This window comes from Mesorhizobium sp. WSM4848, from assembly GCF_055811375.1.
In genome coordinates this window covers 79,917-92,791 of record NZ_JBVVPX010000003.1, presented here as the reverse complement: position 1 = coordinate 92,791, position 12,875 = coordinate 79,917, and the positions used below count along the sequence as shown (strand labels likewise).

General features: G+C 62.9%; 11 protein-coding genes and 1 pseudogene. 4 read left to right on the top strand and 8 right to left on the bottom strand.

Going from position 1 to position 12,875, the window contains the following annotated elements; genetic code table 11:
- Window positions 1-37: 37 nt before the first annotated feature.
- Window positions 38-976 carry a carbon-nitrogen hydrolase family protein gene (locus AC0L16_RS04535; RefSeq protein ID WP_473619250.1) on the bottom strand — a complete coding sequence of 313 codons (939 nt, stop codon included), beginning with the start codon at window positions 974-976 and terminating at the stop codon, window positions 38-40.
- Window positions 977-1,258: 282 nt separating this feature from the next.
- Between AC0L16_RS04535 and AC0L16_RS04530 the strand changes: the two genes are divergently transcribed.
- Together AC0L16_RS04530 and AC0L16_RS04525 are read left to right on the top strand one after the other, a co-directional pair.
- The gene (locus AC0L16_RS04530; RefSeq protein WP_473619249.1) at window positions 1,259-4,342 is read left to right on the top strand and encodes an ATP-binding protein; all 3,084 of its coding nucleotides are present in this window, start codon (window positions 1,259-1,261) and stop codon (window positions 4,340-4,342) included.
- 25 nt (window positions 4,343-4,367) lie between these two features.
- The gene (locus AC0L16_RS04525) at window positions 4,368-4,622 is read left to right on the top strand and encodes a nickel-binding protein (RefSeq protein WP_473619248.1); all 255 of its coding nucleotides are present in this window, start codon (window positions 4,368-4,370) and stop codon (window positions 4,620-4,622) included.
- Between the two features lie 29 nt (window positions 4,623-4,651).
- On the opposite strand, the pseudogene AC0L16_RS04520 reads toward AC0L16_RS04525, so the two are convergent.
- The 7 genes and pseudogenes from AC0L16_RS04520 to AC0L16_RS04490 all read right to left on the bottom strand — a co-directional run.
- Window positions 4,652-4,750: pseudogene (locus AC0L16_RS04520) on the bottom strand (hypothetical protein); the annotation flags it as partial.
- Window positions 4,751-4,904: 154 nt separating this feature from the next.
- Window positions 4,905-5,741 (bottom strand): 3-oxoadipate:acetyl-CoA acetyltransferase, encoded by an 837-nt coding sequence (locus AC0L16_RS04515; protein WP_473619246.1) that lies wholly within the window; start codon window positions 5,739-5,741, stop codon window positions 4,905-4,907.
- Between the two features lie 9 nt (window positions 5,742-5,750).
- Window positions 5,751-6,185: a type II 3-dehydroquinate dehydratase gene (locus tag AC0L16_RS04510; RefSeq protein ID WP_473619245.1), complete on the bottom strand. Its 435-nt coding sequence runs from the start codon at window positions 6,183-6,185 to the stop codon at window positions 5,751-5,753.
- A 4-nt stretch (window positions 6,186-6,189) separates the two neighbouring features.
- Entirely contained in the window at window positions 6,190-7,491 is a 1,302-nt protein-coding gene (locus tag AC0L16_RS04505) for a TRAP transporter large permease (RefSeq protein ID WP_473619244.1), read from the bottom strand.
- Complete coding sequence (locus AC0L16_RS04500; RefSeq protein WP_091595709.1) at window positions 7,488-8,006, bottom strand: TRAP transporter small permease; 519 nt, start codon at window positions 8,004-8,006, stop codon at window positions 7,488-7,490. The genes AC0L16_RS04505 and AC0L16_RS04500 overlap by 4 nt, the downstream gene beginning before the upstream one ends.
- Window positions 8,007-8,072: 66 nt before the next feature.
- Window positions 8,073-9,059 carry a TRAP transporter substrate-binding protein DctP gene (gene dctP, locus AC0L16_RS04495; protein WP_473619243.1) on the bottom strand — a complete coding sequence of 329 codons (987 nt, stop codon included), beginning with the start codon at window positions 9,057-9,059 and terminating at the stop codon, window positions 8,073-8,075.
- 48 nt (window positions 9,060-9,107) lie between these two features.
- Window positions 9,108-10,016, bottom strand: a complete 909-nt coding sequence (locus tag AC0L16_RS04490; RefSeq protein WP_473619241.1) for a shikimate dehydrogenase — start codon at window positions 10,014-10,016, stop codon at window positions 9,108-9,110.
- A 188-nt stretch (window positions 10,017-10,204) separates the two neighbouring features.
- Here AC0L16_RS04490 and AC0L16_RS04485 point away from each other — a divergent pair, with 188 nt between their 5' ends.
- Window positions 10,205-10,891 carry a TetR/AcrR family transcriptional regulator gene (locus AC0L16_RS04485; protein ID WP_473619240.1) on the top strand — a complete coding sequence of 229 codons (687 nt, stop codon included), beginning with the start codon at window positions 10,205-10,207 and terminating at the stop codon, window positions 10,889-10,891.
- A gap of 86 nt (window positions 10,892-10,977) precedes the next feature.
- Window positions 10,978-12,870, top strand: coding sequence for a bifunctional sugar phosphate isomerase/epimerase/4-hydroxyphenylpyruvate dioxygenase family protein (locus AC0L16_RS04480; protein WP_473619239.1), 1,893 nt, complete (start codon window positions 10,978-10,980; stop codon window positions 12,868-12,870).
- The last annotated feature ends 5 nt before the right edge of the window (window positions 12,871-12,875 follow it).

The following is a 12,875-nucleotide window of genomic DNA, read 5'->3' as shown; positions in this document are numbered from 1 at the left end:
CCGTCCAGCGCCGGCGCGGTCGTCAGCCTGTCTCGGCTCAGTCGGTGAACACAACGGGTGCAAGCGGTTTGCGGCTGATCGACAGCGAGAAAATATCCGGCCGGGAATAGTGCCCGGCGACGTCGAGCGACCGCCGGGCGCGGCCGACCGCTTCCGGATCAATTTCGGCGAAAAGGATTCCCTTGTCGCGGTTCAGCGGTCCGGCCGCGATTGCGCCGCCCGGCTTGACGACGACGGCGTCGCCGTCGTTGATCCACTCTTCGGCCTTGAACAGTCGGTCGCGATCGGGAAAGTCGGCCGGCAGATCGCTGCCCTGCATTGCCGTCGCGGTGCCGATGACCCAGCATCCGCCCTCGCGGGCGATGTGGCGCAATGTGGCTAGGCAGAGTTCACCATTGTCCCACGTCGGATTGACGAGAATGTCGATGTTCTGGGCGTAGAGAGCGTAGCGCGCAAGCGGCATATAGCTTTCCCAGCAGATCAGGCACCCCAGGCGGCCGACCGGCGTGTCGACAACTCTGAGGCCGCTCGCGTCGCCCGTCCCCCAGACCATGCGCTCGGGGTTGGTCGGCATCAACTTGCGATGTCGGTTTTGGAGCGTGCCATCCGGTCCAATCACGACCACGGTGTTGAACAGCGTTGTGCCCGAGAAACGACTGTCGATCTCGTTCAGGCCGACGACAATCGTCACCGCACGTTGGCTGGCGGCCTGCTGCAGAGGCGCAAGATCATCTCGCTCGATGTCGACGGCGTTGCTGCGCAGCCTGGCGTGAAGCTCGCTTGACAACGCCATATCCGTGCCGGGCTTCAGCCGCCAGACCCACGTCGGATATCCGGGTATCCAGGCTTCAGGGAAGATCACCAGGGTGGCGCCGGCATCGGCGGCTTCGTCGATCGCCTCGACGGCTCTGGCGATGGTCGCCTCGCGATCGAGAAAGACCGGCGGCTTCTGAACGACGGCAATTTTTGCTTGCATGGCGGTTTCCTCTACTCCCAATGCACGTTCCCACTACACTTCAGCTGCAATGGTTTTCTTGTGAGCGCGGCGACAATCATCTCGCAGGGACTGCCGTTGATCTCAGGACGCCTTCCCAGATTGGGCTCCATTGAATGGTTTCGTCGCCGTCGTCGTTGTCATCGGCTGGCTCCTGAAGGCTGTTTCGCAAGACCGTGTTCACGGCTAAACTTGCCGACAATCGTGGGAGCGCCCGTGGAAACCGGCATCGAATTATCTCGAGGCAGCGCAGGCAGGCCAGGAATGCAACGCCCTATCCCGCTCCGGGTACGTCTGCTCGGCGAGCTCCAGCTTGTCGGCGCCGACGGGAAGGCCCTTGCATTGCCCGCCTCCCGCAAAACGCGCGCGCTTCTTGGCTATCTCATTGCCACCGGTCAGGTGCACCGGCGTGAACGGCTCTGCGATCTGTTCTGGGACGGACCGGACGATCCGCGAGCCGAGTTGCGCTGGAGCCTCAGCAAGATCCGCGCGCTGCTCGGCGACGGCAGCAGGGCTCGGCTCGTGGCGGATCGTGAGCGGGTCGGCATCAAGCTTGGCGATGCGCTGGTCGACCATACGGTCGTGCGCTCGCTTGCCGCTAGCAGCGTCGCCGCCGCGACCACCGAGGTGCTGACCGAGACTGTGGCGCTGTTTGGAGGCGAGTTCCTCGACGGGCTCGATCTGCCGCTCTGCTACCGCTACCAGGAATGGTGCATAGCGGAGCGGGAGGCGATGAGCCAGCTCCGGTTCAGGTTTCTCGCCGCGCTTATCGCGCGACTGGAAGACGTCCCGACGGATGCCCTGCCCTATGCCTACGCATTTGTTTCGGCCGACCCGTTATCCGAAGCCGGTCATGCTGCGGTGATCCGGCTGCTTGGAAAGATGGGCCGGACCAACGACGCGCTCGTTCATTACGAGCGGGCGCATCGCATATTCGAAGCCGAGCTTGGCGCGCCGCCAGGCGAGGAACTGAAGGCGGCGAGGCAGGCGCTGCGACCGAGCCCGATCGCAGGCGCCCGAGCCGCACCTTCCAGTGCAGCCAGGGGAACCCTGGACGACGCTCCGCGGCCTGCGGCTTCCGGGCCGATGGTTGGGCGCGACGCCGAGCGCACAAGCATCGATCGCCTCGTCGGGATGGCAGCCGACAGCGGCCCGGATGTCATCCTCGTGACTGGAGAACCCGGCATCGGCAAGAGCCACATGCTAGCCTATTTCAGCGAAGGGATGGCCGCTGCCGGCGGGCGCGCCTTCAGCGCGCGCGCCTTCGAAGCCGAGACGGCACGATCCTATGGCATCTGGATCGATCTCCTTTGCTCGGTCCAGCGGCAGCGACCGCGCCATGGATTGCCTTCGCTTCTCGGCCCACTGCTCCCCGAGCTTGGAGGCGGCGAAGCCGGGGTCGGGGATCGCACTCAGCTGTTCGACGCCATTGTCGACGTGCTTCACGGGCTCGCCGCCGACGCGCCGGTGGGTATTGCCCTCGACGACGTCCAGTGGATCGACGACGCGTCCGCGTCGCTGCTTCACTATGTTGCTCGCCGGACCGAGGCAGCCCCCGGTCTTGTCATCGCCTGCGCAGCGCGTTCTGGAGAAGTCGAAGACAATATCGCGGTAGCGCGGGTGCTGCGCTCGCTCACCCGCGATGGCCGACTGACAGAGATCGAGCTCGATACGTTGAGCGCCGACCACACGGCAGAGCTGGTCCGGTGGCTCGACCCGGCTCTGGACGCAGCTCAAATCATCGCCGCGAGCGATGGCAATCCGCTGTTTGCGCTCGAACTTGCCCGCGCTCACCTGCGCGGGGATCCCGGCCCCGGCCGTACCGTGAAAGCCCTGATAGAAGGACAACTGGCTGGGCTGACCGACCCGGTGCGCGAAACGCTGGTCTGGGCTGCAGCGCATGGCCGCACCTTCACGCCGCAGGATCTCGCGCGCTTGGCGCCATTTGATGCTGCCGGGCTGCTGATGGCACTGGGGGAGCTTGAGCGGCGCGGGCTGGTGCGGCCGGCAGGCGGCGACGCCTATGACTTCACCCACGACCTCGTCCGGCAAGTGACCTACCGCAGCTTGTCCCATCCCAGGCGCAAGTTGTTGCATCGACATATCGCGCGCGCGCTTCGACCGGCGGCGGAGCGCGGCGGTGACGCCGCAGCCGATCTCGTTCATCACGCCGTGCTCGCCGAGGATGACGAGATGGCCGCACGAGCTTGCATCGTCGCCGGCGAGCGGGCCCTTCGGCTATTCGCCAATGCCGAGGCCGCCGGCCTGGCCGAGCGAGGGCTGCGGTATGTCGCGTGGCTGCCGGAAGCGCCGGAGAAGCTGGTTTCCCGGATTGCGCTGCTCAAGATCCGCGTTCTTGCGGCGACTGGTCCCGGATTGCGGTCACTTCCCCCCATTGAAGAGGCGATCGCCGACGCGACCACCGGAGCGGAGGAACAAGGGCTGCAGGCTGCCGCGGCGACAGGGCACTATCTGCTTTCCATTCTCCATCAGCAGGCCGGGCAAATAGAGCAGGCCGAGGCAAGCACGCTTCGTGCGGCCGAGATAGGGCGCAACGCTGACCGCAAAATCCAGGCGCATCAGCTCGCCAACACGGCTCGCTGCCTGCTTGAGCTGGAGACAGAAATTGCGCGCGCGCGCGAATTGATCGCGGAGGCCGGCGATATCGCGCGGTCGCTTGGTACAGAGTTGTGCGAACTGCATTGGGCCAGCGGGCTGCTGGAGCGATGGGACGGTCGGCAGGGTCAAGCCGCCGTTCATCTTGCTCGCTCTCTTGCCTTGGCGCGCCGAAGCGAAGACCGCTGGCGCGAGTACAAATGCCTGACCTGGCTGGCGACGCTTCATTTCGAAATGGGACGATATGCCGACATGCACGCCCGCTGTGAGGAGCTACGGTCGGTTGCCTCACGGATTGGGGAGGAGACGCCTTTCGTCGATGCCCTGCAGGCGCTTGCTGCCCTCGTGACGGCGGATGATGCAGCCGACGAGGCGCTGGAGAGCGCCTTGGCGCGGCTTCGTGCCGCCGACGACAAGTCTTACCTGGCTTACACTCTCAACAGCGCCGCGAGTTTTTATTGTCGTGCCGGCCTAATGGAGCAAGCCCGGCTCCACGCCAGCGAGGCACTGACAGTCGCCTCAAAAATCCGCCGGCGCTGCGAGATCGCCATTGCCAAGGCCCTGCTCAGCGCGGCCGCCAACAGTTCTTCGGCGCCGGAAATCGACGACGATTGCCGAGCGTCGATCGAGCTTGAGGATTTCAGCGCGAGGGCGCGAGCAGTTTTGCGCCATCCTGCCGAACCGGCGCGCAGCGTTCCAACGGCGGCACCCACGCCGGGCCCTCAGACTTGAACGAGCCATCGAACAGGAGAGCACCATGCCTCGCATAATCGTCGAGCGGACGTTTGAAGTCCCGTTCACCCAGCAAGAACTCGACGCGGTAGAGGCGCGGATGGCGCCGTGCCTCGACCTCTACGATGTCCGTTGGATCCGTAGTTACTGGTCATCCGACCGGCTGCGCATGATCTGCGAATACGAAGCCGCTGATATCGCCAGCGTTCGAAACGTCCAGCACGAGGCTGAAGCCAGGTTTGAGCGGGCCTGGGCTGCCGATGTGCTGGGCGAGCCGTGAGGCCTTGCACGATCACACGATGCCCGAAACCCTCCTCTCCCCGTCACCTCGCGAAGGCCGAGTACGCCGATAAGATTGTGCGCGCCCTGCTCCGGTCGTGCTCCTTCAGCCCCACGAGTACGCTCCATGGATCGCAACGACTGTGTTCCTTGGCAATCTCTGTGGGCACGAAGTCGTTACCAGGGCTGAGTGCTAGTCAAGAAATCGTTCTCAGCGCCAGTGCCAGGACGCTGGCCAAGGCGCAACAGGTCCGACAGCGCGGCGCGAAGTTGCGGCCAGGAATTACGATGCTAGCGCCAGACCAAGCGTTTGGCGCGCCTCGGTGACGGTGGCCACACGCCGCCCGAACTTCTCGACTGAGGCCGCCGCGAGTTCGACAAGCTCGGCGTTGCTGCGCGCCAGGCGTTCCCTGGTGATCCTGATATTATCCTCAAGTCCGGTGCGCACTGCGTCTGCTCCGCGCGCCAACGCCCATTCCATGACGATCGTCTGGTTGCGGCCTATTCCGGCCGCCGTCCAGGTGGATTTTGGAAACAGGAGTTTCGCTTCCCTGAGGAGCACATCGAGCAATCTCTCCTCCGCAGGCAATGCGTTTTGCACGCCCATGACAAACTGGATGTGCGGGCGCTCACCGATAAGTCCACCGTCGGCCAGCCGCCTGGCAGTGTGAAGGTGCGACAGGTCGAAGATCTCGATCTCCGGCAGCACGCCATTTGCCTTCATCGCGGTTGCGAGATCAGCGATCAGGGCGGGATGGTTCTCGTAGACGATGGATGGGAAGTTGACCGAACCGGTCGAGAGCGAGGCCATGTCCGGCTTCAGATAAAGTGCCGAGCCACGCGCGGCAGGATCACGACCGCGCCCGCCGGTCGAAAACTGGACGATCATGCCGGGGCAGTGCCTACGCACCCCCTCCTGAACGGCAGCGAAGCGCGTTGGTTCAGACGATGAACTCTGATCGTCGTTGCGCACGTGGATGTGCACCAGCGACGCACCTGCTTCAAAGGATTCCTGGGTCGACTCGATCTGTTCGGCCACGCTGATCGGCACCGCAGGATTGTCTTCCTTGCGCGGCAGCGAGCCGGTGATCGCAACAGCGATGATGCAGGGTTCAGGCATGGCGATACTCTATCGGTCGACCCGGTCGATGAGCCAGCGGATCGCGAGCGGATAGCCCTCGGCGCCAAGCCCTGCGATCACGCCGGTGGCGACTTTCGACACCAGCGACCGATGATAGATCTCCTCGCGGCGATGGATGTTCGAGATATGCAGTTCGACGATCGGGCCCGGAAACATTTTGAGCGCATCGAGCACCGGGATCGAAATGAAGCTCAAACCCGCGGGATTGATCAGAATGCCCGCGCCGTCGTCGATCGCCTCATGCACCCAGTTGACGATTTCGCCCTCGATGTTCGACTGGTGAAAACGGATCGGATGGTCGCCGGCGGCGTCACGGCACATCGCCTCGATTTCTGCGAGTGTCGTCCTGCCATAGATCTCCGGCTCGCGCATGCCGAGCCGGTTGAGATTTGGGCCGTTGAGGACGAAGATTGGCTTGGTCATGGTCCTATCCTTGATAGCCCAGCATGCGCGGCAGCCACAACACCAGCGATGGGAAGAAGGTGATCAGCATCAGGGCGGCAATCATGGCGTAGAGAAACGGCATTACGTCGTGCACCAGGTCGCGCAGCGGCACCTCCGCGATGCGGGTCATGATGAACAGCAGCAACCCGTAGGGCGGGGTGACGAGCCCGAGCATGATGTTGACGACGACCATTACGCCGAAATGCACCATGTCGACACCGAGCGCCTGCGCCGTCGGAATCAGCACCGGCACGATGACCAGCAGGATAGTCGTGCCTTCCAGCACGCAGCCCAGGATCAGCAGCAGGATGTTGACCAGGATCAGGAAACCCATCGGCGAAAGATCCCAGGACTTCAGGATCACCGACAGGGATTGCGGAATGTTCTCAACCGTAACAACGTAGTTGAACACCAGGGCGCCGGCGATGAGCATGCCGATCGAGGCGGTGGTGCGGGCGCTGTTGAGAAGCGCATGGTAGAGCTGGCCCGGCGTCACGCTGCGATAGATCGCGACCGAGATGAGCAGCGCGTAGCCGGCGGCGACCGCCGCGGCCTCGGTCGGGGTCATCACGCCGCCCCTTATGCCGACCAGCAGAACGACCGGCAGCATCAGCGCCGGAAATGCGCGCAAGGTGATCCCCGGAAGTTCCCTGAGCGGCACCGGCTTCTCGACCGGAAAGTTCTTCCGGCGCGCGTCGATGGCGACGATGATCATCTGCGTCAGGGCGAGAAGAAGGCCCGGCACGATACCGGCAATGAAGAGGTAGCCGATGGATGCATCCGAGATCAGCGCATAGATGACCAGCGGAATCGACGGAGGAATGATCGGGCCGATGACGGAGGTGACGGCTGTCAGCGCAGCGGCATAGCTCGCCGGGTACTTGCCATCCCTGGTCATGAGTTGCTGCATCATCTTGCCGGTGCCCGCAGCGTCGGCGATGGCCGAGCCGGACATGCCGGCGAAGATGATCGACTGCAGCACGTTGACTTGCGCCAGGCCGCCGCGGAAACGGCCGACGACGGCGTTGCAGAATTGCAGCAGCCGGTCGGTCATCGTCCCGGCGTTCATCAACTCCGCGGCGAGAATGAACATCGGTACGGCAAGCAGAATGTAGCTTGTGTAGAGCCCGTTGAGGAGCTGCTCGGCGGAGGTGCCCATGTCGAGCCCTTCCAGCCAGAGATAGAGGATCGACCCGGCGATCATCGAGTGACCGATCGGCAGGCCAAGCAGGGCCAGCGCTGTGATCGCAACGACTGACAGCGAAAAGGGACTCGCGAGATTCATACGCCGGAGCTCGCTTTCGTGGGGTCGAATTCCGCCGGTGCTTCGCCGCGCAGAGCACGCCACGCCAGCCATAGGTAGCGGGCGATCACGGCGACCACGAAGACGAGATAGATCGAGAACAGCCAGTCGAAGCGTATCTTGAGGTAGGCGGTGCTCTCGACCTTCATGAAGGTCACGTAGCTGAAGACGGCCGGAAAGGACCAGCCATAGAGCGCGACGAGAGCGATTGCGAAGGCGAGCGTCATTACCCGCCTGATGTCCGGACCGACTGTGGCGTAGAGGAGATCAAAACGGATTTCCTCCTCTTCACGAACGACGAACGCTGCGCCGAACAGCACAACCCAGATCCAGAGTACGACGGTGAGCTCGTTGCTCCAGCCGGTCGGCCAGTTGAGAAGGTAGCGAAAAGCAACCTGCAGCAGAAACGCGGCGAACATGGCGCCGATTGCGATGGCGATGGCGTTCTCGGCGCGCCGGTAGAGCCAGCCGCCGACCTTTCTCAATCCCGGGTTCATGATGCCTCCCTGCCTGGCCAAACCGGCCAGCCGGTCGCAAGCGGACCGGCCGGCGAGCTCGTCGCGTCAAAGCGCGTTGATCTTGTCGACCATCCCGGCAGGCCATTCCTTGGCCAGGTCGGAGGCAAGATATTGCTCCTGCACATGCTTGCGGAATGCTGCGACATCGGGCTCGTAGATCTTCAGGCCCTTGCCCTTGAACGTTTCAACGAGTTCCTTCTCGCGCTTCAGGTGTTTCTCTGTCGAGAAGTCGATCGCCTTGTCCGCCGCGGCCTGGACCTTTGCCTGCTTCTCGGCCCCCATCTCGTCCCACAATTTTTTCGAGATGCTGAGAAGGTCGAAACCCACAAGATGCGAGGTAAGTACGATCTGCGACATGACCTCGTAGAACTTCATGTTCTCGACGTTGGGCAACGGGTTGTCCTGCCCGTCGATTGCGCCTGTCTGCAGGCCGGTATAGACCTCGGCGTAGGCCATTGGCGTCGGGTTCGCACCGAGCGCCTGGCCGAGGAATTGCCAGGCGTCGCCACCCGGCATACGCAGCTTGATGCCTGACATGTCGGCGGGAGTCTTGATTTCCTTGTCCGGCTTCAGACCGACCTGGCGCAGGCCGAAATAGGTAGGGCCGAGCACCCTCACGCCGAGTTGGTCCTCGGTCATCCGCTTCAGCTCCGCACCGGCATCGCTGGCAAAGAACGCCTTCACGTGCGCGGCGTCACGGAACAGGTAGCCGGCGGTGACGATAGACCACGCCGGAATCTGCTTGGAGATGTCCTGCGGGGCCACATTGCCCATCTCGAGGTTGCCGCGCTGGATGGCGACAAGTTCGGTGCCCTGCTTGAACAGGTTGCCGCCGTAATAACCCTCGAAGGCAAAGTCGTCCTTGATGGCTTCGGCGAACATCTTCATCATCTCGGCCCGGATGTCCTGTTCCGAGAACACGGCCGAGAAACGCAGCTTCGGCTTGTCCTGCGCGAAGGCGGGAACGGCGGCCCCGGCGGCGAGTGCGCCGGCGGCGACCATAAACAGGCGTCGGTTCATTTCAGCTTTCATGTCGATTTCCTCCCTATGGTCTTCATACAATTATAGGCGTCATTGCCTTCATGCGGCGGCCTCGAAATGATCTGCCATGGCGCGGCGGTCGGCCTTGCGCCCGGTGAAGAGTTCGAACGCGCGGACGGCCTGATAGATCGCCATGCCGATGCCCGGCAGCGTTCTGCAGCCGATCGCACGGGCCGCGACCAACAACTCTGTTTCGGTCGGAAAGTAGATTATGTCGGCGACCCATTTTTCGGCTCTCAGGAGAGCCGTGTCGAACGGTGTTCCGGGGTATTTCGCCATGCCCATCGGCGTCGTGTTGACGATGCCGTTGGCCATGAACACGGCTGCGGCCGGGTCCGGCCACGTCTCGACGCGGCCGCCGAACAAGGCGCCCATGCGCGACGCAAGTTCCGAGGCGCGACCGGGTTGGCTGTCGAGGACGAACAGCCGGCCAACGCCCATTTGCATCAGCGCGTGTGCGACTGCGGCGCCCGCTCCGCCGGCGCCGAACATTGCGACACAGCCCATCGATGCGCCTGTCATCGCTTCGCGAAAACTCTCCGCGAAACCCCAGCTGTCGGTGTTGTGGCCTTCCTTGCGCCCGCCGGCAAAGACGACCGTATTCACCGCGCCTATCGCGCGCGCTTCCGGCGACAGCGCATCCAGGACGGGAATGACAGCCTGTTTAAACGGATGAGTGACGTTGAGGCCGTGAAAGCCGGCAATTTCCGCCGCCGCGATCACGTCGCCGATCGCCGCGTCCGGAAATCCGAGCCGGTCGAAATCGAGCAAAAGATACGAATAGCCGATGCCGAGGCGCCGGGCTTCACGCTCGTGCATGCCGGGAGTGCGCGAGGACTGAATACCGCGTCCGACGAGGCCAATCACGACCTTTTCGCTGTCGCCGCCGGCGGCGCCCTTGTGCTCGTCCGCAAGACGGCAAAGGAGGTCGACAAGGCTGTCGCCCATCTCCCGAAATTCCTCCCTGTGCGGGCCGCCTCCCAGCCCAAATGCGGCAATTCCTGGATCGCCCCTGGATCGCGCCCTTGTGTTCACGCCAAACGCGCCGGTAAATGAGCCGTCGTGATTTGCGAATGATGTACTAACTGGTTAGTTTAGTCAAATGCCGGCTGCGCCGGGGCGGGAACTCAAACTGCATGGCCGTTATCAAGAAAGAACGAAAGCCGAAGCCGGACGCGAGCACGACGCGTATCCAGGACCCTGACGGTACGCGCCGCAACATCCTGGAGATCGCCTCCAAGGAGTTTGCCCTGAACGGCTTGTCGGGCGCGCGCATAGACGAGATTGCAGCGCGCACACGCTTCAGCAAGCGCATGATCTACTACTACTTCGGCGACAAGGAAGGTCTCTACCTGCGCGCGCTCGAGAACGCGTATCGCCAGGTGCGCGAGGGCGAGGCTCAACTTGACATCGAAGGCCTGCCCCCCGTGGCGGCACTGACACGCTTGGTGGAGTTCACGTTCGACCACCATCACCGACACGAGGAATTCATCCGCATGGTAATGATCGAGAACATCCATCACGGCCAATACCTCGAACAATCGGATGCGATCCGCGAACTGAACGTGACTGCGATCGACCACATCTCTCGCATCTATTCACGCGGTGTCGAAGAGGGGGTCTTCCGGCCGGGACTCGACGCGATCGAACTCCATTGGCAAGTAAGCGCGCTGTGCTTCTTCAACGTTTCCAATCGCACCACCTTTTCGATGATCTTCGGACGCGACTTCGGCGCGCCGGCACAACTCGAACGGCTCAAACGCAACAGCGTCGAGATGCTGTTGCGTTTTGTCGCCAAGGACGAAGCTCCCGCAGAACGTTGAGCGCGCCGAAACTTGCGATGCTGACAGCGTTGCCTTAGTTTATGTACGAACTGGTTCGTTCATAACAAACCAGGGAGGAGGCGCGTTTGAAGACTTCGATCGCGACGGTGTCGATCGCCGGTGACCTGGCGGAGAAATTCGCGGCAATTTCCGCCGCGGGCTTCGACGGTGTCGAAATCTTCGAAAACGATTTCCTCGCCTTTGACGGCTCACCGCGCGACGTCGGCCGAATGGCTGGTGACACAGGCCTGACCATAACGCTCTTCCAGCCGTTCAGGGATTTTGAGGGGTTGCCGGAGCCGCAGCGCAACCGCGCGTTTGATCGTGCCGAGCGCAAGTTCGACGTCATGCAGGAACTCGGCACCGACCTGATGCTGGTATGCTCGTCGGTGTCGCCGGTCTCGCTGGGCGGGATCGACCGGGCGGCCATGGACTTTCACGAGCTTGGCGAGCGCGCCGCCAAGCGCGGTCTGCGCGTCGGCTACGAGGCGTTGGCCTGGGGGCGTCACGTCAACGATCATCGCGATGCGTGGGAAATCGTGCGCAGGACTGACCATCCGAACGTCGGGCTGGTTCTCGATTCCTTCCACACGCTGGCCCGCAGGATTGAGCTCGGCTCGATCCGCTCGATACCCGCGGACAAGATCTTCATTGTCCAACTCGCCGACGCGCCGCTGATCGAAATGGACTTGCTCTATTGGAGCCGGCACTTCCGCAACATGCCAGGCGAAGGCGATCTGCCGGTGCGACAGTTCATGCAGGCGGTCGCCGCAACCGGTTATGACGGCTACCTGTCGCTCGAGATTTTCAACGACCAGTTCCGTGGCGGGTCGGCAAAGGCGATCTCCGTCGACGGACGGCGTTCGCTCGTCTGGTTGATGGATCAGGTGCGGCGTGAAGAACCGGCACTTGACATGGCCATCCCGCCAATGCCCGACCGCATCGGGGTTGGAGGGGTCGAGTTCATCGAGTTCGCGGCCGATCGCCAGGACGCCGGACAGCTTGGCTCGCTGTTGCGCATGCTCGGCTTTGTCGAGGCCGGCCGGCACGTCTCGAAGGACGTCACGCTCTTCCGCCAGGGCGAGATCAACATTGTCATCAATACCGAGCTGCAGGGCTTTGCCCATTCTTCCTTTGTTGTCCATGGCACGTCGGCATACGCGATGGGCCTGAAGGTCGAGGACGCCGCCGCCACGGTGGCGCGCGCCGAGGCGCTGGGCGCCGAGATCTTTCACCAGCGGGTCGGGCCCGGCGAGTTGTCGATCCCGGCGATCCGCGGCGTCGGCGGCGGACTGATCTACTTCCTCGATGCCAAGACCGACCTGGCGAAGGTCTGGGACATAGAGTTCACGCCGGTGATGCCGGCAAGTTCCGGCAATGGCGTCGGCCTCACCCGTATCGACCATGTCGGGCAGACGATGGCACAGGAGGAGATGCCGAGTTGGCTGCTGTTCTATGTCTCGATCTTCAGGACGACCAAGACCCCGATGGTCGACATCGTCGATCCGGCTGGCCTCGTGCGCAGTCAAGTGATCGAAGGTCTGGACAGGCGCTTCCGCCTGACGCTGAACGGCGCCGAGAGTCACCGCACCCTGGCCGGCCATTTCATCGCCGAAACCTTTGGTTCCGGCGTCCAGCATCTGGCACTCGCGACGGATGACATCTTTGCGACGGCGGCGAAGCTGCAGGCCAACGGCTTCGAACCGCTTCAGATATCGATGAACTACTACGACGACGTAGAAGCGCGCTTCGGTTTGGATCCGGAGGTCGCCGATCGGTTACGCTCAGCCAACATCCTTTATGACCGCGACGACAACGGCGAATTCTTCCAGCTCTATGCGCCGACATTCGGAGAAGGGTTTATTATCGAGTTCGTTGAACGGCGCGGCGCGTATGCAGGATATGGTGCGCCGAACGCACCATTCCGCATTGCCGCACAAAAACGGCTGATGCGGCCCAAAGGAATGCCAAAGCTATGACGGAT

Bases quoted from the DNA above. Each gene is read 5' to 3' on its own strand.
- AC0L16_RS04525 (WP_473619248.1), top strand. From the start codon at position 4,368: ATGCCTCGCATAATCGTCGAGCGGACGTTTGAAGTCCCGTTCACCCAG.
- AC0L16_RS04510 (WP_473619245.1), bottom strand. From the start codon at position 6,185: ATGACCAAGCCAATCTTCGTCCTCAACGGCCCAAATCTCAACCGGCTC.
- AC0L16_RS04530 (WP_473619249.1), top strand. From the start codon at position 1,259: ATGCAACGCCCTATCCCGCTCCGGGTACGTCTGCTCGGCGAGCTCCAG.
- AC0L16_RS04505 (WP_473619244.1), bottom strand. From the start codon at position 7,491: ATGAATCTCGCGAGTCCCTTTTCGCTGTCAGTCGTTGCGATCACAGCG.
- AC0L16_RS04515 (WP_473619246.1), bottom strand. From the start codon at position 5,741: ATGCCTGAACCCTGCATCATCGCTGTTGCGATCACCGGCTCGCTGCCG.
- AC0L16_RS04485 (WP_473619240.1), top strand. From the start codon at position 10,205: ATGGCCGTTATCAAGAAAGAACGAAAGCCGAAGCCGGACGCGAGCACG.
- AC0L16_RS04490 (WP_473619241.1), bottom strand. From the start codon at position 10,016: ATGGGCGACAGCCTTGTCGACCTCCTTTGCCGTCTTGCGGACGAGCAC.
- dctP (WP_473619243.1), bottom strand. From the start codon at position 9,059: ATGAAAGCTGAAATGAACCGACGCCTGTTTATGGTCGCCGCCGGCGCA.
- AC0L16_RS04535 (WP_473619250.1), bottom strand. From the start codon at position 976: ATGCAAGCAAAAATTGCCGTCGTTCAGAAGCCGCCGGTCTTTCTCGAT.
- AC0L16_RS04500 (WP_091595709.1), bottom strand. From the start codon at position 8,006: ATGAACCCGGGATTGAGAAAGGTCGGCGGCTGGCTCTACCGGCGCGCC.